Here is a 23484-nt window from a genome sequence, read left to right as displayed (position 1 = left end):
TAAAAATGAGGTGGTTTTCGTGATTCAAAAACTACGTACAGTAACCCTTACTAACGGCTCTATTAAAGACTTAACAGCAGATTGTGAGCAAATAAATATCCGTGGATCTGTTACTTTACATCAGGAAATACGCGTAAAAAAAATCTCTACTCATGGTCATAGCTCTTTTCATTCCCGCGTTGAAGCACAGATTTTAAATAGTACCGGATCATGCTCTATAAAAGATTTTTGTGAAATTAATGAGGTTAAAAGTGCGGGGAGCTTAAATATGCGTAATGGGCGAATAACAAAATTGAATAGTTCTGGGAAGTTGGCCATTGAACAAAACTTACAAGTAGAACAGTTTCATGCAGTCGGTTTTGTTAAAGCGAATGAAATAGAGGCAAAACATTTTCAATTAAAAATGTCTGGTGGAAATGAGATAAAAAAGCTTATTGCAGATGTGATACATGTAGAAAAAGATACGTTATCTATATCTTTTCTAAAGAAAAAGTTGAATTGTAAATGTATTAAAGGTGAACAAATACATCTTTCCTATACAGATGCAGAAATTGTATACGGAGATATTGTAGCAGTAGGCGATAATTGTCATATACAAACACTTTATTATACAAAAAACTATTCGATTGCTAAAAACGCCAAGGTGCAACAAATTATACGGAGGGAAAAGGAATGACATTCATAAAAATCATTCTAAGCTTTTTTTGCTCATTAGCCCTTCTCGTACTATCTGTCCTCTATGCAGGGCTGGTCTTCAGTGCATTACTATCAATAGTAGCCGGCATTTTACGAACATTCGGCTTGGAACAAATACAAATGAGCATTTGGAATAGTGCTGAGCTTCCGATCGCTTTCAGCATTCCGCTAGCACTCTTGGTTTCCTTGTTGCTATTCTTTTGTTCAATATATATCAAACGATCTATCCAATTTTGTTATTCCAAGCTTAAATTTTAAAATTAGAAGCACACCTTTTGTTTGCTAGTAAAAGGTGTGCTTCTAATCATTTATTTTGCTTATAAATAAATATTTTTTTCGTTAAATCATTGCGATTTTGTCATAAATTATTGCCTATTTAAATATATTAGATATTATGGATGAAAATTCTCACTGCAACTCCATTTATGAAATAAAAAAATAGAACCTTCCACCCTAAATTAGAATGAAGGTTCTATTTTATTTTGTAGAAACAAATCGTTTACATTCTTTGTTTCTACATCTAATTTTATTTTAAACGAAGCGCTTCGTCCGTTGCTTCGTTAATTTCTTTAAGAAACTCTGGATTTTCTGCTAATGACTTGCCGTATGATGGGATCATATCTTTAATTTTTGACTCCCACTCGTTAACATGTTGAGGGAAGCATTTATTGATTACCTCAAGCATAACGTGTACAGCAGTAGATGCACCTGGAGAAGCTCCAAGTAATGCAGCAATTGAGCCATCAGAAGCACTTACAACTTCCGTACCAAATTGAAGCGTACCTTTACCACTAGCTTCAGTATCTTTAATAACTTGTACACGTTGACCAGCTACAATAATATCCCAATCATCGCTCTTAGCATTTGGAATGAAATCACGTAGCTCTTCCATACGTTGTTCTTTAGATAACATAAGTTGTTGGATTAAATATTTTGTTAATCCCATCTCTTTAACTCCCGCCGCTAATAACGTTGTAATATTATGCGGTTTTACAGAAGCAAATAAATCCATATTTGAACCTGTTTTTAAGAACTTAGGTGAGAAACCTGCGAATGGTCCAAATAATAAAGATTTTTTGTTATCAATATAGCGTGTATCAAGATGCGGAACAGACATTGGTGGAGCACCAACTTTAGCTTTTCCGTATACTTTCGCGTGATGTTGCTCAGCAACTTCTTGGTTTTTACATACTAGGAATAATCCACTGATTGGGAATCCACCAATATGTTTCCCTTCAGGAATACCTGATTTTTGTAGTAATTCTAGGCTTCCTCCACCAGCTCCAAGGAAGACAAATTTTGCTGTATGGTATTCCATTTTGCAGCCTTTTTTGTCGTGCACTCGTACTTCCCATGAACCATCGCTAGTACGTTTCATGCTTTCAACACTATGATTGTAGTTGATGTCAACGTCTTTATTTTTTAAGTGGTCGAATAACATACGTGTTAATGCACCAAAGTTAACGTCTGTACCAGTGTCAATTTTTGTCGCAGCGATAGCTTCATCTGCTGGACGATCTTGCATAATAAGAGGAATCCATTCCTTTAGTTTTTCTGGGTCATCAGAAAATTCCATACCTTGGAATAAAGGATTTTTTGTCATCGTTTCATGACGTTTTTTCAGAAACTCTACATTGTCTTTCCCTTGTACTAAACTCATATGAGGTAAAGGCATAATAAAGTCTTGTGGATTACTGATTAGTTTATTGTTCACAAGATAAGACCAAAATTGTCTTGAAACATGGAACTGTTCATTAACGTTAATCGCTTTGCTAATATCGATTGATCCGTCTTTTTTCTCTGAAGTGTAGTTAAGTTCACAAAGTGCCGCATGCCCAGTTCCCGCATTATTTAATTCGTGAGAACTTTCTTCACCAGCTTTATCAAGCGACTCAAACACTGTAATTTTCCAATCTGGTGCTAATTCTTTAAGCATTGTCCCCAAAGTCGCACTCATGATTCCGGCACCAATTAAGATAACATCTGATTTAATTTGTCTGTTACTCATTTTTACCTTCCTTATATATTAAGATTTGCAGAAAGGATGTAAGCTCTCCTGCTGTCACAGTAAGCTCTAGAGTAACTTAGGAGTACATCTTTTCTGTATCAATTATTACCTTATTGCAGTGTATCATAATTACATAAAGATTAAAATATCAACTATCTATATGAGAGTTATGTGCATTTTTCGAGCCTTCCCCTTAATAAATCAAGAGAAAAACCTACTATTCCCCCATTAAGAATCACTACCTTTATTTAAGCGTTATGGAATAATCGTCCTAAATTTGGCTAGCGTTTTCATAAAATAATGAGGTTTTTTAAATTATTATATTTATATAATAACATAAAAATATGGAACCAGTCTTGTTTTTGCACCAGCTCCACTATACTTAAAATATATAGAATTTTCTCACTATTTTCTAGTGTTTTATTAAAATTATTTCTTTTTAGTCTAACCAAGAAAGTAAAACTCATTCTATTACAGGACTTTTTATTTTCCAACCATCAATATCAAAATCACCCATCTGATTCTTACACGGTTTACTGTTTATCCGTTTCCATTAAAGCTTTTAAAACTACCTTTATTTTTTTCTAATAGCAGCTCCATTTTATTTTTAGCACGTTGTAAGACTTGCTTTATTTGTTTAATCTCTTTTTCTCTTTGAATCATCTGTTTATACTTATTTTGAAATAATAATTTCATCTGTTGAAGGTTTTGAATTTCCGCTTCTGTCAATTCATCATTTTCGTCCGTATTTTGCGACCATTCAGAAAGTATTTTAATTTTGTTACTAGCCCTTCCGCAACTGCTAATACATGTAACAAAACAAATTAAAGAATTAGCAACATCAGTTCTAGAGCTTTGTTCGGTAAAAATATCGTTACAAGAATACAGATAGATAAGACCATAAACAAAAATGTTCGTACTTGATGTCCTTTCTCTCTCCATTGCTGCAAGCCTGCAATCCATGTCAATAATGCGTATAACCCTATCAATACATAAGTAATAATAGCCATTCACATCACCCCATTCTTTTAATATTTTCACTTTAAAAGATGGAGTTAGCTCAATGTCAACACCTTCTGAACAATTACTTTAATACAAGTCAAAATATATCGCAGTTGCTAATTATGTTAAAGGTCAAATATTTCACCAGAGTGTACTTTTAATTGTTCAACACCAATTTTCATTGCACTTTCTTCTGTATCCATTAGTGAAAAACCTTGTGTGATAGGATTCCAATACTCATATGAATAGTCGATATCGCCTTCAAACCATCTGAAGATCTCTATTGTATATAGACCGTCATTTCTTTTAATAATTTCAACCTTATATTCTTCACTTGGAGATAAAATTGATTTTACAAAATCATTCATTGTCTCACCACCACTTAACCCATTAATGACTTATTCTTTAAACATCCTTTCAATATTATGAAGTTCTATCTTTTCTTCCTCTTTTCGATAATCAAGGTAATCATTTTCTTCAGCAATTATTAGTAACCCTTCTTGAAAGAATGACAACAAACGCTCTGCTTCTTTTATTAGTTTTGGTTTAATATTGTTTAATATTTCTCTCTTACTATTAAATTTATTATCATCCCATTTATCTCTTTGCTTTAATGTAGGTAGTACATCAATTCCTGTTATATACGTAAGTCCTAAAAAACGAAGAAATGAATACCCGTTGCAATAATCATCATATAATTGCTCCAATATCTCTACTGGGTCACCTTTTTCAAATATGATGTTTTTCAAAAGAGAAAGAATCCGCGACTGTTCAAACTTCCCATGTGGAATTTCCATCTCTATTACCTTCACTAATTCAACTTTAATATGCTTTTTTCTATAATCCAAATCAAGTAACTTGAAGTAAAAATCATTGTTAAAAACACTTTCAATTTCTTGTGTTTTGTAAAGCCATTCTTCAAATTCTGAGATACTAATCTGTCCTTTATATATTTTATAAAACTGTTTTTGAATATCCTCTTTACTATTCACTCTCTTACTTCAACTCCTTTAATTCTTCTGTTCATCCAAATTTTGCTTGAGAATCAATTATGCCTCGGCATGATTGATTCAGGAATCGGCTTTGTACTTTAATTTCTTTCAACGGGTGCCGGTGCCCAAATACCCGCTGAAAGAAATTAAATAAAGGAATTGGATAAAAATCCAATTCCAAATATAAATAGACGAGTTTTTTAGCCAGTCTCTATTCCTAAAAAATACAATTCTACTTAAAAAATATTAGCTAAATAGTTTTGAACAGATTCAGGTAATAGTTGAAAGAATAATCCTTCATATTTGATATCGAGTATACCAGCAATAAACATAATAATAATGATGAATATTAAAAGGAGTTTCTTGTTTTTAGAAATCCACTTCAATAGGCTCCCCTCCTCTTAAAAATAACGTTTATAGTTTGCCAATTAAGTATATATTGATTCATGTATTATATAAACCTGTTCTTACAATCATTCTCTGTCACCCAAATTGGATATGTTACATAAATTAAAAATAATGCTGTTGATTTTCTTTTAGTCATGAATTCAATTTAGCTCCTTCGGGTAAACAATAAATAACGAAAGCTTTTGTCTCACCAATGATTGCTTGAAATTTTATAAAGAAAGGAATTGCAATGGTAAACTTTAAATCATTTCGTGGTGTCGTTACTCAGATTGATGATTTCCCTATTGGGCAAAATGGTGAAAAGGAAGGTTGTTATAAATTGATGACGGTAGAAGATAGTACTCAGGGCATCGTCAATTTTGTCGTCTCTCCTTCCACTTACTTTGTGAATCAAGAAATTGTGACTCCCGGCGATCGGGTTACTGGATATTATGATGGGAATGCACCTGTCCCTTTAATATATCCGCCTCAATATCGAGCACTTGTTGTTGTAAAGGAAAATAACAATCAAAATGTCAAAGTCGACTTTTTTAATAACCAATTAGTTAGTAGTGATGGTCAACTACAACTAAATGTTTCTGCTTATACACTTATCTTGCTCAAAAATGGTCAACCTTTTTCAAAAAGCCTAGCCAATCGAAACTTAATTGTGATCTATGGCCCTACTACAAGAAGTATCCCTGCACAAACCACACCGTATAAAATAATCGTTTGGTGTTAATTTAAGATTAAGAACATGTAGTTGATATACGTTCCGACCAGGCGCTTTCCAGGGGTGCTCCTACCTTATCTAACATTCATGACATACGTAAATATCATTCCAACTTTAGTAATAACATAAAATTAAACCGAACATTAAAAATATACAAAAATTATTTCCCAGGAAAGGTGCTCATTCACCCCGTCTTTCGCAACACTTCGCATAACGGTGGGATTACTGCAAGCAAACAAAAGGAATAAATAAAGCGGCTTAGTCCTTTCAATTATTGGACTTAAGCCGCTTAAAAGTTATTTTTATTTATTCTGTCACTATTTGTCTTGCATTTCGTGTAATTGCTGCTTGATCTGCTCTAAGTACTCTTTATTTTGTTGGACTGTATCCAAATGCTCACCGTATTCCTTTGCATTCATAAATGCATTTTCTGCATGTTCTATTTGATTGAAAGCATGCTCAATCGCTATCTCCTCTGGGTGTGACTTTACATGCTTCAACAAACGCTCCGCCTTTTGGACGGAGTTCCCAAACAAAGTGCTTGGGTGATCCTTTTTCCAACTCATATCTGAGTGCTTAGCCAATTCTACCTCTCCCCTTCCTACCATTTAAATAAATAATCTAGATATAGTATTGTAAAATGAGCAGAAAATATGTACGGACAAAGTGCGAATTAAAAAACAAAAAAAGAAGCACTCATGAATGCTTCCTCTACAAAATTTCTTCAGCCATTTTCTTATTGTCAGTATGGATGCCTCTCATCCCTTCAAAAAATGAATATTTTTCACTTAAATATTTTTCTAACTCTTCATTATCATGAGGAAGCTGCTCTAAGTAATACTTCGAGCTGTTTATCCTTTTTTGAATTTCCTGTTGATTTTGCGTTGTCGTACCGTGCCCAGGTACGTGGGTCGTTATTTCATGATTAAGCAAAATATTTTCAGCTTTATTGACCGTATTTACATAGTCTTTATAGTTGCTAAAAATAAATGGAAACTCAATATCTGACAAATAATCGCCAGAAAGAAACAGACCATAAGGCTCAATAACTGTAAATAAACCATCATTCGTATGACCAGGTGCTGGATAAAATGTCATGGTAAAGGAATCGAATTCTACTTTTTGCCCGTCCTCTGAAACGACAATATCTACATTTGGATATTGAGGTGAATAACTTCTATTCAAATAATACCCTTGGTCAAATTGTTTAATTTTTTGCATGATGTCTTTTTTGTTAGGATTTTCATCAAATTGTTTTGAGGCAATTACCTTAGCTTCTGGGAATGCCCCAGAACCAATAATATGATCAAAATCGCTATGTGTATAAACAATATATAGTTGTTTATCACCTCTAATCTCGTTTATATGACTCTTAATATCTTCAATTTCAGTAGGTAGCCAATTAGGATCTGTCATAATTACTGCTTCATTCGTTTGAATGATTGCCGAAGTAGTCATATATAATGCACTTTGAAAAACTGTAATATTATTATTTTGGAATTGAATCACCATGAACCACCCTTTTCCCCTTATTTTCTTTTGATAATGAGCTAGTTTATATTTTGCCCGCTCTATTCCTTAGTTCGAGCACTATTTATAAAATCCTTCTTTAGGAAAAAAAGTATGCGAAATCAATTTAAATTTTACATACTCTTAGCTTTTTCTATAGATACAAGTATTCATAATTAACGGATCTATTATTTTTTATCCCTTACTTATGATACGATTTCCCATAACTAGTTTAAATGTAGAATCAAATCAATGTCACCTATACATTAGGTAGAAACCTTATTTCAATCAAGGAGAGTCAACATGAACAACAATAAGGACAACACAGAAGTCATCTTACTTTCTGACCCATCAGAATGTTTAAAGCATCCATTTCATCATAAACAAATTGTCTTTACAGGGGCCCTTTCCACTATGACACGTTCAGAAGCTGCAAAAAGAGTACGAGCTTGTGGAGGAATTATGCAAGGGGCGGTTACACAGGATACAGATTTCCTTATTCTTGGGAACAAACGTCGTGGTATAAGTACAAAACAATTAAAAGCCGAGAAGTTAATGAGCCTCGGCTTAGACATTCAAATAATTATTGAGGATGATTTTAATTGGCTCATTTCAATGCAAGAAGAACTACCTAAAATTTAAATAGCTTAGTGATACGTATCTCCTGATTGAAATTACCTTAATAAATCAAAATTCCTTTGTCTAGAACAGAAGTATTTTGCACCTGATTCCCTAAAATATATAGCTTTTTCAAATTAGGCAAATTCACCAAAGGCTCTACATTTGAAATGGCATTATTTTCTAAATGAAGCTCCTCAATTTGTTGCCACTTTTCCATAAAACTTAATGATTGTAGTGAACTATCTTGTAAAGTGAATGAATGCAGAGCTGAAAAGCCAGCGAAGTAAGGCATAACCTTATCAACTTCGTTCACCCAGTCACCATTGTCTATTTGAAAAGATGCATCATTCAAAGTTAAATGCTCCAGGTTGTTGTTGTTAAACGAATTTTGACTATCAATTTGAAACTTACACTCATTACAATTTAACCTTTTTACATGCTGTAAATTGAATAACTCACTCGTCTCTTCATAAAAAGTTGTCTCATTTAAATTTATTGTTTGCAGATTTGGGAGTCGATTTAAAGAAGCGATGCCTATGAAATCACTTCCCTCCATTGCTGTAAGTTGTTCTAGCTGCGGGTATTTTAGTAATTCTTCTCCATTCAAATACGACTGCGCTCCACTAATTTCAACAGTCAAATATTTTAAAACAGGTGCCTCTAGCTTTGGGAGCAAAGAACTTGTTAATTCTGCTTTTTTTAAATGAGGTGCTACAATCGACGATATTTCACCATGATAACCAGTTATCGATAAATCGGTCAGAGAAGTCAGGCTGTTTACAATATCATGCACTTCTAATTTAAAAAGTGAAGCTAAACGCAATTTTGTCAATGAAGACTTATTTCTAAGGCGTTCTACATTTGTAATATCCATATTTTCAAGATCAAGCGATTGCAGGTTGGGCATGTTTTGTATAAAATCAAGCGTTTTTAAATTTCGTACCGCTGTAAGCTTCAATTCTTGTAATTGATTCAGTGAATAGAATGAGCTAAAATCTGTCGCTTCACTTAGATCTATTGTTAGCGACTCTAAATCTGTTAATGAAGACAACCATTTCAAATCATTGGCAGACATTAAGGACAATGACTTTAATGGCAGTTGATTCAGCAGAGGGAAGTCTGTAACCGTCTCAGTGTAGTACGAAATTTCAAGTGATTGAAGATTGGGAAACTCTAATAATAAAGCAAGTTCATCATTACTTCGAATTTGGATAGAAAGCTCTACAACATTAGACTTATCACTAAAATATTCAGCAATTTTACTAAATGATTCATTAAAACTACCTGTATAGCTTTTTAAACCTTCCAGATGTCGGAAGCTTACATTTCCACTTTGTGATATTTCATAATCGCCCATCAAATTCAATACCGTCAGACCAGTAAAGGCCTCAAAATCTTTTTGTTCGATTTTTTGTGTATTTAATAACTTATCCATAATGATATAGTTAGAAATTTTGGCTTGCTTATTTGTAAATGGATCATCAAGACTGTAATCAAAATGCCACTGATCTTCAGAATGATAGACTGCCAAATAACGGATACTTGCGATTTCTTCTTTAGTTGGCAAAGCTTCACCTTTATCAAAAATATCTTTTAAAAAGAGTAAAAGAACTTCGCTTTCAGGCATTTTTCGAACAGATATTTTCTCACGGTTATCATTTTCTGTTTGATTGCTACTTAAGAGGAAATAGCCAAGGAATGCACAAAGGATTATAATCGGTACCATTAAAAGAGCTTTTAAATTCGTTTTTGGACGTGTAGCTTTATTGGCAGAAGTTGTACCATAATAATTATTAATCGTCTGATCAACATAATAAACTTTATTCTCTTTCAACATTATCTCGGTTTCACAAAAAGGACATTTGAATGATTGTTCCTCTTTATATTCAATTTTCCCATTACAATTCGGACAATTTAATTTAATGAATTCCACTGGCAGTCCCTCCCCAGCTCTATTTCCAATTAAGTTTAGTTATCTGAAAAATAAATGTCAATATTTTCTATTGAATACTAATTATCTCCCTCCTTTAGACCTACAACAAAAAGTCGCCCAAGAAATTACCACTGTTTGATATATTTAAATTTACTTTCGCTACTTGAAATACAAGGAATACTTCACTTAAAGAATGATTGTAGTCCTACATAAAAAGGCTACTAGTAAAAAGACATAATGCTCTTAAGATTTTTTTACTAATTTTTATATTTTCTTACCTACCTGTTTATCACTACTGTAAAATGAAAAGACTGGGACATTCGATACGAATTAAGAAATAATTTAATAAAAATTTATACAAGATAAGGATAAAAATGGGGGTTCATATATATGTCTATGGAACAAACGAGGTATTCTCGACTGGCTAATATAACAAAAATGATTAATATGAAGCTAGATTTACGTGAAGTATTAGAGCAGGTAACAATAGCAATTTCTGAAGAAATCGTCACATGTGATTCTGTGGGCATTTATTTACCACAAAAAGATGGTACATTCAGAGGATATGTAGGAAAACCAGCAGTTATTAATGGCTGGACTTTGAATATGCATATAATTGATACCGAAATAGATTTACTAGCAAAAGAAGTAATTGAAACAAAGAAAACCATCTATATTCCTGATACTTCGAAGGATAGTCGACCTGATCCCAGAGCAGTTGAGGGGTTCCATATTAAATCTTTATTAGTTCTTCCCATCTCCTTTGAACAAGAGTTATTTGGCCTTGTTTTTTTATTTGATTATGGAATTCCAATGAACTTAACAGACGAAGAAATTCAAACGGTCGAGGCATATGTGAATATGGCTGCTGTTGCTATTCAAAATGCAAACAACTTAACTTATAAAGAACGCCTTATTAACGAAAAGCAGTTGCTGCTTGATGTTACACGTGACTTATCAATGTGCTCCTCACTACAAGAAAGCCTTGATAAATGCTTTTTCTACTTAGAGAAATTTTTAGATAATAAAAATATAGGGATTCACCTTTTAGATCCTTTAGCAGAAAAAAGAGTGAAACCGGCTAAGTTGAGTAAGGAAAGTGATTGGACAGAAGAGAATTGGCTAAAGACACATAACAAATTTAAAATTGATCAAAGCAATGATGCTGTAATGCAGGAGGTTTTTGAAACAAAAAAAGCCATTCTTATTTCAAATGTATTTGAGGATGAAAGACCTAATCATGAAGTTTGTCGTAATTTCGGCATAAACGGTTTAGTTATGTTTCCTCTAGTTTCAATGGGTGAAATTTTAGGGCAAATATCTATTGTTAATCTTGAAGAAAAAGCATTTTTCTATTCAGAAACTCAATTACAGCTAGCTCAATCCATTGTTGACACTACAGCATCTGCATTATCAAACCTTATATATATGGAAAAGCAAGAAATCATTATTGAGGAGAGAACCTCAGAAGTAATAGTCAAAAATAAAGAGCTTGAAAAAGTTGTAGCGGAGTTACAGCAGCTTAGCCGTGAAAAAGAGTTAATTCTCAACTCTGCAGGTGAAGGTATCTTTGGATTAGATCTTGATCGAAACATTACATTCTGCAATCCAGCTGGTGCACTCATGTTAGGTTATGAAACAGAGCGAGAATTAATCGGAAAATCCGTCGATATTATTATGAGTGGTAATGAAACGGAAGACAAAATTATTATTTCATCCCTTTTAAATACTAATTTCAACAGCTACAAGGTGTTTTTTAGAAAAGACAACTCCAACTTTCCCGTAGAATATGTAACCTCCTTAATAAAAGAAGGAGACAATATTGTAGGAGAAGTTGTCACATTTAAAGATATAACTCAAAGAAAGCAACTAGAAGAAAAGATTAAATACCACGCTTATTTTGATAGTTTAACGAATTTACCGAATAGAATTCTTTTAATAGACAGACTAACTCAAGGGCTGAAGTATGCAAAAGCGAACGGAGAAAAATTAGCAGTTCTCTATTTGGATTTAGACCGTTTTAAGTTAGTAAATGATTCGCTTGGACATAGCTATGGCGATCTATTACTTCAAGAGGTTGCCAAACGTTTAAGTACTTGCGTCCCAGAAGATGCAACTGTATCACGCCAAGGAGGGGATGAATTTACAATTTATTTGCCTAATATTAAATGTGAAAATGACATTTTGAAGGTTATTAATAGTATTAATGCTTCTTTCTCTAATCCTTTCAACTTAATAGACAATGAAATATACATTAAAACAAGTATTGGTATAAGCCTGTTTCCTGATAATGGGGATACGACAGATACGTTAATCAAAAATGCAGACACAGCTATGTACAAATCAAAAGAAACACCAGGTACTAGCTACCATTTCTTTAGCGAAGGAATGGATACGAGAACTTTTGAAAGTATCAAGCTTGAAAATGATTTATATAAAGCGTTAGAGCGAGATGAACTTATTATCTTCTATCAGCCACAAATAAACTATAAAACAAACAAAATTAAGGGCGTTGAAGCTTTATTAAGATGGAATCATCGAGAACACGGAATGATCACACCAGATAAGTTTATTCCACTTGCTGAAGAAACCGGTTTAATTGTCCCTATAGGTGAGTGGGTTCTTAAAGAAGCTTGCAAGCAATTGAAAGAATGGCATAACCAAGGTTGTCCTTTCATTAGTATGTCTGTAAATTTATCCGTCCATCAATTCGAACAGAGTAATTTATTTTCTATTGTAGAAAATGTCTTACAAGAAACAGACTTGTCACCTGAGTATTTACAATTAGAACTTACTGAAAATCTAATTGTCAAAAATACAGAATTAACATTAAAAACAATGATACAATTAAAGGGACTTGGGGTAAATTTAGCCATTGATGATTTTGGTACCGGATATTCATCTTTAGGTTATTTGAAAAATCTGCCGATTTCCACATTAAAAATTGATAAATCCTTTGTACAAGAGATGTTAACGGATGATGCAGCGGCGATTACAAATACAATTATTACCCTCGCTCAAAATTTAAAGCTTGAAGTTATTGCTGAAGGGGTTGAAACAAAAGAACAGGCCGATTTTTTATTGAGACAAAATTGTTATTTAATGCAAGGTTATTTATTTAGTAAGCCCATGAAGGCTGAAGATATTGTGAAAAAATATTTCTATTAACTTAACGTTCTATTTTATAAAAAAAGGGAGATTTATAATGAAAGCAGCTCGTACGGTCTTAGAATATTTAAAAGGTAACGGTGTTCAATATATTTTTGGTATTCCAGCAGGTTCAGTCAATGCATTTTTTGATGAACTGTATGATATGAAAGACTTAACACCGATTGTAACGAAACATGAAGGCGCTGCTTCATATATGGCCGCAGCTTACGCAAAATATACAAACCAGATGAGCGTATGTATTGGTTGTAGTGGACCTGGTGGGACAAACCTAGTAACAGGTGCTGCAAATGCTATGCGCGAGCATTTACCGGTTTTATTTTTAACCGGTGCTGTTCCAGTTAGCACAATCGGCTTAAATGCTTCGCAAGAGTTGGATGCTCAGCCGATCTTTCAACCAGTTACTAAATACAGTGTAACAGTTAAAGAATCAAAGGATTTACTGAAAGAAGTAGTAAAAGCCTCCGAAATCGCTATATCCGGAGTGCCTGGTCCAGTACATATTGCTATACCAATAGATGTTCAACACGAAATAGTGCAAAACATAGAAATACCAGCTCCACCAAAAAGAACAGCAATAGTTCCTGCTATGGATACTATTAAAAATGTAGCTGAAGAGCTAATAAAGAGAAAGAACGGATACATTTTAGTAGGACAAGGCGTAAGAAATTCAGTTGAGCAATTACTAGAGTTAGCAGAAATTCTAAATTGGCCTATTCTAACAACACCGCAAGCAAAAGGATACATTCCAGAGAATCATCCTCTTCTAGTTGGCGTTTTCGGCTTTGCTGGCCACGAGGCTGCCTCAGAATTAATAGCTGATGGCGATGGACAAGTATTGTTAATCGTGGGTTCAAGTTTAGGAGAAACAGCTACAAATAACTACAACTTAAATCTTACGAAAAACCGTTTTTCTATACAAATGGACTATGATCAATCGGTGTTCAATCGAAAATATGAGATTGATTTACCTGTGCTAGGTGATATCAATTTAAGTTTACTATTACTTATAGAAGAGTTAAGAACTAAAGGGCATACAACAAAAGAAACTGCTCTTGAGGGTAAAGAAAATAAAGAGCCTCTTGGAGATATGGAAGAATATAATACGAAAAACGTTCTATTAAGTATTCAAAAACATTTACCATCCTCCACTAGATATACAATTGATATTGGTGAATTTATGTCCTATGTCATTCATCACATGAAGGTTTTAGATAATGATACTTATGATATTAATGTCCATTTTGGCGCAATGGGAAGTGGAATTGGATCTGCCATTGGCTCAAAGTTAGCTGAACCTGAACGCCCTGTTGTATGTATCACAGGTGATGGTTGCTTTTTCATGCATGGAATGGAAATATTAACAGCAAAAGAATATAATCTACCGATCTTGTTTATTGTTATGAATAATGCTCGCTTAGGAATGGTATACCATGGACATGCTCTACAGTTCCACCGTACTCACCCATCTTTTGAGCAAAATCCAATTAGTATTAGTGCATTGGCTTCAGCTATGGACATTCCGAATTTCCAAGTAACGGAACTAGAAGATATTAACCAAGATACGATAAATAACTTAATGAATTTAAATGGACCAGCAGTTTTGGAAGTAGTTTTAACAGATAATAACACGCCTCCTATGGGAGATCGAGTTAAATTTTTATCTTCCTTTGGAAAGTAAGAGGTTTTAAACAATATGAAAAGTCATATAGACTGGTAATCATATTCCCCTATATGACTTTTTTTCTTACAGAGATTTTCTATCTCCAATTACTTACTAATTTATGTATTCGTTTGTTTATAAATTTGAGAATGAATGTTGGATGACACTAAGTATAGCGCCTATTGTTTTTCCTTTAAATACATCTGGAACAGCCTCACCTGTTGGATTTGAGAAATAGTAACTATCGATTTTTTCATCGAAGTGATACCCTATACTCGTTAGAGCATGTTGTAAATCAGAAGGTAATGTTACTAACCCAGTTTGTTCAGTGAAATAATTTGTAGGAAAGACCTTTACGTCAACATCACTTGCTCCAGTATATACTACAAATAAGTCTTTTTCATGTTGAACAATCCACTGACCTTTTGAATATAAAGAAATTCTTGCTCCTTCTAATGAAGATATCGCTTCTAAATTAACACCAAAAATTTCATTTATTATTTTTCGAATTTCTGCCCCTGTTATGTCCCTGTCATATTGATTTAGATAGGAATCTATTACCTCTCTCCCTGTTGATGAAGCAATCTCATCTACCTCTTCCTTCTCTTTTGATAAAATAGGTGTCTCATCTAAATTAATCTTGAAAACTAAATCTACAACATGACAAATCTCAGAACTACTAATTCTTTTTCCATAAGAGTCCAAATACTTGTCCATCACTTCTGCTTTTTTCATTGTTAAACCTCCGATAAAAACCACACTTACTTATAATACGTTTTTGTAAATTGTCTAAGCGCGGTTCATTAACTTTTATATTTACAAAGAATGAACGGTGACGTTCTTCATGTTCATATAGTTCATTAAACATGTTGTTGTCAATTTTCTCTGTATCTAAAGCTGTTGTACCATCCAAAAGATATACACCCGATAAGAAACCAAGAACAATGCGAATTATATAAATTACTGCTAGAGCAAAAAACATCCATAGTTTTCCCATGCTCATTTATCCTCAATTTCCTTTTTCTAGCTTATCATAAATTTAATTTAGAGTTAATAAAACCGCCTAAAACATTGTTATATCAACGTTATAGGTGGTCTTTTTAATAATCTTACTTATGATACAGTTCACCGTATCATAAGTAGGTGCTTCGTCTACTTTCCTAAAGTAATCAACCTTCACGCCTTTTTGAAAACTAAACTTCCCGCACAAGTTGTATGACACAAGTTACTCCAGAATATAATAAAAGCAATAACGAAATTAAATCCTTTTTAAATTTTAAAAGCTCTATCAGCTAAAATTGAATAAATTATGCTCTCTTGAAATTTAAAAAACTCCTTACATATTTTCAAACTGAAATAAATAAACTACAATGGAATACAAATGGATAAAATTCTAAATTATCCCCATTTATCTTTATTTATACAACTACAATTTAGAGGAGCACGAAGATGAAAAAGAAGGTTTTATCCTTACTCATGACCATAATAATGGTCCTATCCGTTAGCGTATCGGTGTATGCCGATGAAAAGTCGCCATCAGCGACAAGAGGAGAGATTGTAAAAGCCTTGTTGATGGCAGCAGACGCTTATCAACCAGGAATTAATAAAGAAGCCATTATGCAAGGCTCCAAAAACGGCGATTTAAGAGAGAATGAGCCAGCTAAGAAGGTTGAAGCTTTAGTCATGTTGAGCAGAGCATTCGGCAAATTGCCAAAGCCTGTCGGAAATGATTTGCGCAGTGGAACATTCGGCGTCGAGTTCTCCGATGTACCGGCTTGGGCTAAGAAAGATATCGATAAACTGGCAAAAGCAGGCGTACTGGCGGGCAACCCTGACGGCACATTAGGCGCAACTGACACTATTACGATTGATGAGCTTCAAAATATAATTTCTAGAATTTGGTCGCTTAAAGGCTCCCATTTAAATGACGATTTTTATGAAGCAATCAATAAAGAATGGTTAAATAAATCGGCAATTCCAGCAGGAGAAATCATGGACGGCGTATTTTCCGAGCTGCACAAGCAAAATAACGATAAAATAGAAAAAATAATAGATGAACTCGCTGGCAAACAGTTCGCAGAAGGAACAAAAGAACAAAAAATTGCCGATTTCTATTCGACAGCGTTGGATTCAAAAAGTAGAAATAAACAAGGGATGGAGCCCATCCAAAAATATGTAAAGGCAATTGACGGGGCAAAAACGCTTGATGAACTCGTTCAAGCAGATCTTATCCTGGAGAAAGAATTGGGTCTAACCTCATTATTTAGCTTCTCAATCATGAACGATGCAAAGAACAGCAGTGAAAATGCTTTGTATTACTCTGGATTAACTTCTGTTCTGGATAAGAACAGCTTTGTAACAGAAGACGCGAAAGCGAAAAAAGCCTATGTTCAATATATGACTAAACTTCTTGTGGCATCTGGCGCGGAAAAGTCTGCTGCAAATGCACTTGCCGAAAAAATATATGATATGGAGAAAAGCTTAGCTTCCGTATCACTTGAGCCTCATGAACAAAGCGACGTCAATAAATACTATAATCCGTATACAATCGAACAATTCGATGACATGTTCAAAACAGTAGATATGAAACAAGTCTTGAAATCGATGAAAATCGACAGTGCTGATAAAGTGATCGTAACCGATGTGAAGCTGGCGCAAAAAGGCACGGATTTCTTGACTGAGACTAATCTTAACGTACTTAAAGCTTACGCCAAAGTGCAATTGATTATAGCAACAAGCGGTTCGTTGTCAGATGAATTCAGAGATGCTGCTATTGAGTTTGACGCAACGTTATTCGGCGTTACAGGTGAGAAAACAGCTAAAGAAATCGCTGTAGCCAAGACAACTGGCACAATGGGCGGATATTTGGAGCAAATGTTTGCCGAGAAACACTTTTCACCAGAAGCTAAAAAAGATGTTGAGCAAATGGTAGAGAAGTTAATTGCTACGTATGAGGAAAGAATTAAATCTCTTGATTGGATGTCAGAGACAACAAAAGCTAAAGCAATTAAAAAGCTGGAGACGATGATTGTTAAGATCGGTTACCCAGATAAATGGGATACGACGTTAGATAAAGTAGCTATCAAGACATATGACGAAGGCGGTTCACTGCTCTCTAATACTGTCACAGTAAACAAAGCATACATTGATGACATGAAAGCCAAGCTAGGAAAACCAGTGGACCGAACAAAATGGGGCACGAGCGTATATACTGTAAACGCCTTCTACAATCCTTTTAATAATGAAATTACATTCCCTGCTGGTATTCTCCAAGCGCCTTTCTATGATATTAACGCTAAACCTGAAGCAAACTATGGTGCCATTGGCATGGTCATTGGCCATGAGATCAGCCATGCATTTGATAACAACGGATCTGCATACGACGAAAACGGAAATGCAAATAACTGGTGGACAGAAGAGGACTTTAAGAAATTCAAAGAGAAAAACCAGAAACTGATTGAGTTCTATAATGGAATTGAGATTATTCCCGGTGTTTTGAGCGACGGTCAGCTTACACTAAGTGAAAATGTCGCTGATTTAGGTGGAATGGCAGCTTCATTGCAAGTTGTATCCCAAATGAGTAGTCCGGATTATAAAGCGTATTTCGAAAGCAATGCAGAAGTATGGAAATTCACAACTACAAAAGAATTTGCAGCAATGCTGAGCAAAAATGATGTACATTCAGCCAATAAAATCCGGGTAAACCGCACGATTGTGAACTTCCAACAATTCTATGATACCTATGGAATTAAGCCTGGAGATGGCATGTATATAGCTCCGGAAGAGCGAGTTTCCATCTGGTAAAAATCCGAACAGATAGAGCTAATTCCGATAGCTCTTACAACAGTGTATAAACGCAAAGGGATTGTCTAAGACATTCTTTTTAGAGTAGATACACACCGAAATAAAAACCCCAAGAATGGTGATTTCACAGCATTCTTGGGGTTTGCTTTTTAAAGAGCACACTTAATTATTTAGAGAATTTTTTAGTTTTTTTTATGTAGATATCTTGTGTAATAGATTTTAAAACTCTCTTTTTCACTTGTTTATTTCATATAATTTTTTACTAGCTCATAACATCTTTCTTTCGTATATTGAGCTTCAATTTTATACTTTGTAATTTCTTTCATTTCATCTTCAGCATACTTTGAAGCCGCATTTTTGGCAGAACTCTCTTTGTCTTTAATCCACTCTATTTGTACTTCTTTTAAACTCTGCATGTCACCACTAGAAAGTTGCTGTTTTAACAAAGCATAGATTTCGTTTAAGATATTATCCCATCTATTATATGTTTCTTTTTCTGCTTTTAAAATTTCTGTATTATCTTTATTAGTATACAAATGCTCCAGATCTGCTAAACCAGCATCAATCGAATCTAGCTTCTGTATGTACTCATCTTTTTGACTTCCATTTGTAACTTTTTCTTGTTCTTCTTCAAAGGTAGGTTGATTTGTATCTTCTGGAAATTCAAAGTAAGCATATCGGGCATCTGAAGTAATACTATTTGATTGAACATCTTGACCTTTTGAGTTTTTGGCAACAGCATAAATCTTTATAATATCGTTAGCTGAAAGAGGGTACATTTCCCCTATTTCTGAAACAGTCAATTTAGTGGATTTCCCATTTACATAAACGATTGCATCTTCTATGTCAGAATCTAATTCTAAAGATGTCATATCCCAATCAATATCAATTTTTAGCTTATTAGATCCATTTCCTCGGATTGTCAGTTCGCCGCTATTCTCCAAGTTAGCCCACTGGCCATCATACGTATAACTCCAGGCATAAACACCAGGCAAATACTGCCCCAATAATTGTGTGCCTTCGTTATCCGTTTTAACTTTATGATTATTAATCATAATTTCTATATCCTTTAATGGCGCTTCAGTGTAGACTTCTATCGGCACCAATTTGAATTCTACCTTTTTAAAGAGCCCAAACAAGACATCCTTTTGTAGAACCGTTATCAAATCTGTACCATGACTATCACTAATGGGATCTGCAAATTCACCATTTTCTAAAGAATTTACTTCCTCTATTAAATTATCACGAATTGCGCTCCACCCATTTTCCTTTACATACAAAGAAAAACTTTCAGCATCATAAATCAAATCTTTAGGAATTTGGAATTCTTCTAAAAACGCTTGATAATCTTCTTGTTTCAATGCGGAATCCATCGCTTCAATCTGCTTCATCGGATCTAACATTTTTGTAATAGCAATATTTGCGATTACAACTAATCCGATTATTACTGCAATACCTATGATTGTAAACTTACTCTTCCTCGACATAGGTTTCTTCTTTCCATTTTGTTTAGAATACTGAGGTCCTACAGAATTATTCGATTCAGATTTTGTTTCCCTTACCGAATTAATAGGTTTACCACAGTTCTCACAGAAATTAGTTTCTTCTGCATTTTGATAACCACAGTGAACACAAAAATCCATTTTTTATTCCCCCTTACATATACATCAGCATATTATACATTTTTTTGAAAAAGGGTACTAGTTTTACTTAAAAAACAGTAACTACCACCCAAATCAAAAGAATAAATACACAAAAAGGAGGCCAACACACAGCGTTACTCTATGTTAGCCCCCCTTACATTTCAAAAATAAAATGTTTAACTCTCAAACTGAGGTAACTTTCACTTACTTATGATACTGTTCTCCGTAACTGTTCTAACTAAGTGCGTTTTTTTATTCTTGAATTGAGTCACCAATCAGTCCAAAAACTGAATCCGAAGTTACACCATTCTCTCATTGAAGAACTTTCTGCCATCTTATATATTAGCAAACGATGAAACATTTTCCAAAATCTATATATACGTAGCACAAGAAAATAAAAACAGCCCAACTAATCTCTTAGCTAGGCTGTCATCTAAGTGCGGTTTTAACTAGTAACCTACTTTACACGGAAACGGTCAACACTCTGTTTCAATTCATCCGCCAGCCCATAAAGCATAGCTGCAAAACTGGCTACCTCTTGCATGGCTGCAAGTTGTTCTTCTGATGAAGCGGCGATGTGAGCGGCGTCGGCTGAAGATGAATCTGCGATACCCTCCAGCACTGTTAGTGAAGCCGCAACTAGCTCACTTCCTGATGACAGTTGTTCCGAAGCAGCAGATACTTCGTCAATCTGATCGGACACTTTCTGAATCGACTCCACGATCGAACTAAATGTTTGCCCTGCCTTATTCGCAATGTGTGTACCTGCCTGGGCTTCTGTCATTGATTTATCCAAAGAAACCACTGTTTTACTCGTTTGATCGCTGATGCCTTGGAGTATGTCAGTTATTTTCTCCGAAGAGATTTTGGACCGTTCAGCGAGTATACGAATTTCTTGAGCCACAACGGCAAAACCTTTACCATGCTCGCCTGCTCGCGATGCCTCAATCGATGCGTTAAGTGCAAGCAAATTGGTCTGATTAGCAATGCTACCTATTAATGTAACCATTTCACTAACTTGATCGCTTAATTTCTTCAGTCCATGGATTGCTTCGACTGATGTTTTCAAGTTTTGTTCAATTGTGCTCATTTGAGCAACTGTTGTATCTATATCCTTCATTCCTGCATTTGCGCTATCTGCTGTAACCGAAGCCAATTCTGAGACGACGGATGATGCATCTACGATTCTATGAATACCCATTCCCATTTCCTTCATTGATTGTTGACACTCATTAGTATGACGAAGTTGTTCATCGAGCCCAACAGCAATGTTTTGAATGGCACTTGTGATTTCTTGTGTAGCTGCTTCGGTCTGGGCAGCGCTTTCTTGTAATTGAGAAGAAGATACAGCAACTTCATTCGAAGAATTTTGTATGTTATGGGTCAATACCCGAAGTCCGCTAATCATCTGATTAAATGAACTTGCAGCCTTACCAATCTCATTATGGTTCAGTACAGGAATTTCAACGGTTAAATCACCTTTCGAAGCATGTTCAGACACTTCTGCTAAACGTGCAAGCGGGCGCAACATTCTACGAAGAATGAATACAACCAACCCGATTAACATAAGTACAAAAAAAATACCAACCGTGATATTCGTCCATAGAATCCGTTGAAGTTCCTTTTTAACAATCCCGTAATCGAAATCGACACCGAACAACGCAACTGGTTTCCCGCTTCCATCATTAATCGGCGCTAAATACGAGATGAAAGTTCCACCTTCATCAGTGTAAACATCCGTTAATGTGCTTCCGTTTCTCATTGCATCTTCGTAACTTTTAAGAAATTCCGAATCTATTTCATATAACGTACCTAACTCTTCAGCATATTCAACTGGATCCCGACCATATTCTGAGTTATATAAGTATTCTTTGCCATCCTTCTTGATAATGTCCGGTGTTAATAAATAGACATCCACTACCATATGATTGGAGTTCATAGAATTCAAAATATTGGGGAGTTCCTCGAATGGTTTTCCCTCCAATGGTTGATGCTCAAGAATTGTCTTCGTTGCTTCGGCAACAAGAGGTTCATTTTGTTGAGTTATGGATGTGAATACTTTTCCATATTCATCAAATTGGCGAAAGTACGCCCCACGTTGATCGCGTATGGACAGGGAAATCATTAATCCGATAACGATAATTATGAGGGCGGAGAGAAATAACGAGCTCGTAAATACTAAACTTCTAGATTTTTCTTTTTTAGAGCGCTTAGTTGTCCTCCTGGTATTTAATATTTTTTTTCTTCCAATCAAGGGAAAACCCATTTTCATTACACCTTCTATTTTAGCTTTTATCTATAATAATACACATAATTGCAATTAGATCCCTGCTTCACGCAAATATTGTAATCCTTTTTATTGTGATGGAGGGCTTAATATTCATAGTAATACACTGTTTCAAATCAACCAGTTATACATAAGTTATACATAAATTATACAATTATAAAATATGTGGAGCAAAGTTTATTTTAGTTCTCCCTTTATCCCTCGTATGTTCATCAAAGTTAGCAGCAAAGGTATTGAGCTATATTAGAAAAGAATCTAAATTTTCTTTACTTGAATTTTCGCTGTCAGGAAAGAGCCAGGGTTTTCTATAACAATTTCAGTCGGATAAAATTTAATAATAATTGAGGATGTATTTTCATAATCTCTATATGTCATAGCATTATACATAGCACAAGAAAATAAAAACAGCCCAACTAATCTCTTAGCTAGGCTGTCATCTCACAGCTATATCATCTTTAGTAACAATTAATCGTCAGTAAAGTAGATAACCTCACTTACTTATGATACGGTTCACCCTTCATAATTCTAAAACTCCTATAAACTTGCTCCACCAAAACAAGTTTCATTAGCTGATGTGGTAATGTCATCTTTCCGAAGGATTGTTGCTCATCAGCTCGTTTCAACACATCATCATGTAATCCAAGGGAACCACCGATGACGAACGCAATTTTACTTTTGCCGTAGGTCATTAGAGATTCAAGATCTGCCGCCATTTGTTCTGAGGTTTTCATTTTGCCGTTAATGGCTAAGGCGATAACGTATGTATCTGGGCCGATTTTAGATAGAATACGTTCACCCTCCTTTTTCTTGACGATTTCCATTTCTGCTTCGCTTAGCTGTTCGGGTGCTTTTTCATCTGGTACTTCGATTATATCCATTTTTGCGTAGCCACCGAGACGTTTTACGTATTCATCTATGCCCATTTTTAAGTACTTTTCTTTTAGTTTTCCGACTGATACAATCGTTATATTCACACGTTATCCACCTTTACATTTCATTTACAAACAAATTATCCACAAAAGTTATCAACATATCCAC

Annotated in this window: 19 protein-coding genes; 6 read left to right on the top strand and 13 right to left on the bottom strand. The window is 34.6% G+C overall.

The features are described from left to right. Window positions 1–19 precede the first annotated feature (19 nt). A complete protein-coding gene (locus ABNX05_RS13350) occupies window positions 20–676 on the top strand; it encodes a hypothetical protein (RefSeq protein WP_349660198.1) in 657 nt (218 codons plus the stop codon). Between the two features lie 546 nt (window positions 677–1222). On the opposite strand, the gene ABNX05_RS13345 is transcribed toward ABNX05_RS13350, so the two are convergent. The 5 genes from ABNX05_RS13345 to ABNX05_RS13325 all read right to left on the bottom strand — a co-directional run bounded on the left by ABNX05_RS13345 (window position 1223) and on the right by ABNX05_RS13325 (window position 5084). After that, window positions 1223–2704, bottom strand: a complete 1482-nt coding sequence (locus tag ABNX05_RS13345) for a malate:quinone oxidoreductase (protein ID WP_349660197.1) — start codon at window positions 2702–2704, stop codon at window positions 1223–1225. Between the two features lie 540 nt (window positions 2705–3244). After that, complete coding sequence (locus ABNX05_RS13340; RefSeq protein ID WP_349660196.1) at window positions 3245–3745, bottom strand: hypothetical protein; 501 nt, start codon at window positions 3743–3745, stop codon at window positions 3245–3247. Between the two features lie 86 nt (window positions 3746–3831). Beyond that, window positions 3832–4074 (bottom strand): hypothetical protein, encoded by a 243-nt coding sequence (locus ABNX05_RS13335; RefSeq protein WP_349660195.1) that lies wholly within the window; start codon window positions 4072–4074, stop codon window positions 3832–3834. A gap of 30 nt (window positions 4075–4104) precedes the next feature. Further along, entirely contained in the window at window positions 4105–4698 is a 594-nt protein-coding gene (locus ABNX05_RS13330; protein ID WP_349660194.1) for a hypothetical protein, read from the bottom strand. A 236-nt stretch (window positions 4699–4934) separates the two neighbouring features. After that, complete coding sequence (locus ABNX05_RS13325; RefSeq protein WP_349660193.1) at window positions 4935–5084, bottom strand: hypothetical protein; 150 nt, start codon at window positions 5082–5084, stop codon at window positions 4935–4937. Between the two features lie 251 nt (window positions 5085–5335). On the opposite strand from ABNX05_RS13325, the gene ABNX05_RS13320 reads away from it, so the two are divergent. Beyond that, window positions 5336–5827: a hypothetical protein gene (locus tag ABNX05_RS13320; RefSeq protein ID WP_349660192.1), complete on the top strand. Its 492-nt coding sequence runs from the start codon at window positions 5336–5338 to the stop codon at window positions 5825–5827. 308 nt (window positions 5828–6135) lie between these two features. Here ABNX05_RS13320 and ABNX05_RS13315 read toward each other — a convergent pair whose 3' ends face one another. Further along, window positions 6136–6402: a hypothetical protein gene (locus ABNX05_RS13315; RefSeq protein ID WP_079563395.1), complete on the bottom strand. Its 267-nt coding sequence runs from the start codon at window positions 6400–6402 to the stop codon at window positions 6136–6138. A gap of 127 nt (window positions 6403–6529) precedes the next feature. Further along, window positions 6530–7330 carry an MBL fold metallo-hydrolase gene (locus ABNX05_RS13310; RefSeq protein ID WP_349660191.1) on the bottom strand — a complete coding sequence of 267 codons (801 nt, stop codon included), beginning with the start codon at window positions 7328–7330 and terminating at the stop codon, window positions 6530–6532. A 300-nt stretch (window positions 7331–7630) separates the two neighbouring features. On the opposite strand from ABNX05_RS13310, the gene ABNX05_RS13305 reads away from it, so the two are divergent. Next, window positions 7631–7969, top strand: a complete 339-nt coding sequence (locus ABNX05_RS13305) for a BRCT domain-containing protein (RefSeq protein WP_349660190.1) — start codon at window positions 7631–7633, stop codon at window positions 7967–7969. A 37-nt stretch (window positions 7970–8006) separates the two neighbouring features. Here ABNX05_RS13305 and ABNX05_RS13300 read toward each other — a convergent pair whose 3' ends face one another. Next, complete coding sequence (locus tag ABNX05_RS13300; RefSeq protein WP_349660189.1) at window positions 8007–9881, bottom strand: leucine-rich repeat domain-containing protein; 1875 nt, start codon at window positions 9879–9881, stop codon at window positions 8007–8009. A 390-nt stretch (window positions 9882–10271) separates the two neighbouring features. On the opposite strand from ABNX05_RS13300, the gene ABNX05_RS13295 reads away from it, so the two are divergent. Then, window positions 10272–13049 (top strand): bifunctional diguanylate cyclase/phosphodiesterase, encoded by a 2778-nt coding sequence (locus ABNX05_RS13295; RefSeq protein ID WP_349660188.1) that lies wholly within the window; start codon window positions 10272–10274, stop codon window positions 13047–13049. A gap of 37 nt (window positions 13050–13086) precedes the next feature. Beyond that, window positions 13087–14730 carry a thiamine pyrophosphate-binding protein gene (locus tag ABNX05_RS13290; RefSeq protein WP_349660187.1) on the top strand — a complete coding sequence of 548 codons (1644 nt, stop codon included), beginning with the start codon at window positions 13087–13089 and terminating at the stop codon, window positions 14728–14730. A 117-nt stretch (window positions 14731–14847) separates the two neighbouring features. Here the strand turns inward: ABNX05_RS13290 and ABNX05_RS13285 are convergent, their stop codons facing one another. Continuing rightward, window positions 14848–15447 (bottom strand): hypothetical protein, encoded by a 600-nt coding sequence (locus tag ABNX05_RS13285; RefSeq protein ID WP_349660186.1) that lies wholly within the window; start codon window positions 15445–15447, stop codon window positions 14848–14850. Continuing rightward, window positions 15392–15709 (bottom strand): hypothetical protein, encoded by a 318-nt coding sequence (locus ABNX05_RS13280; protein WP_349660185.1) that lies wholly within the window; start codon window positions 15707–15709, stop codon window positions 15392–15394. Before ABNX05_RS13280 ends, ABNX05_RS13285 begins: the two co-directional genes overlap by 56 nt. 452 nt (window positions 15710–16161) lie before the next feature. Here ABNX05_RS13280 and ABNX05_RS13275 point away from each other — a divergent pair, with 452 nt between their 5' ends. Next, complete coding sequence (locus ABNX05_RS13275; RefSeq protein ID WP_349660184.1) at window positions 16162–18516, top strand: M13-type metalloendopeptidase; 2355 nt, start codon at window positions 16162–16164, stop codon at window positions 18514–18516. 242 nt (window positions 18517–18758) lie between these two features. Here ABNX05_RS13275 and ABNX05_RS13270 read toward each other — a convergent pair whose 3' ends face one another. The 3 genes from ABNX05_RS13270 to rlmH form a co-directional block, all read right to left on the bottom strand. Then, complete coding sequence (locus tag ABNX05_RS13270) at window positions 18759–20159, bottom strand: TcaA 3rd/4th domain-containing protein (RefSeq protein WP_349660183.1); 1401 nt, start codon at window positions 20157–20159, stop codon at window positions 18759–18761. Window positions 20160–20616: 457 nt separating this feature from the next. Beyond that, entirely contained in the window at window positions 20617–22284 is a 1668-nt protein-coding gene (locus ABNX05_RS13265; protein WP_349660182.1) for a methyl-accepting chemotaxis protein, read from the bottom strand. A 656-nt stretch (window positions 22285–22940) separates the two neighbouring features. Beyond that, window positions 22941–23420, bottom strand: a complete 480-nt coding sequence (gene rlmH / locus ABNX05_RS13260; RefSeq protein ID WP_079563384.1) for a 23S rRNA (pseudouridine(1915)-N(3))-methyltransferase RlmH — start codon at window positions 23418–23420, stop codon at window positions 22941–22943. Window positions 23421–23484: the final 64 nt, after the last annotated feature.

The sequence above is a fragment of the Lysinibacillus zambalensis genome, assembly GCF_040183165.1.
Lineage (GTDB): Bacteria > Bacillota > Bacilli > Bacillales_A > Planococcaceae > Lysinibacillus > Lysinibacillus zambalensis.
Note: the sequence above shows the minus strand (reverse complement) of the source record. Positions and strands in the feature narration are given on the sequence as shown.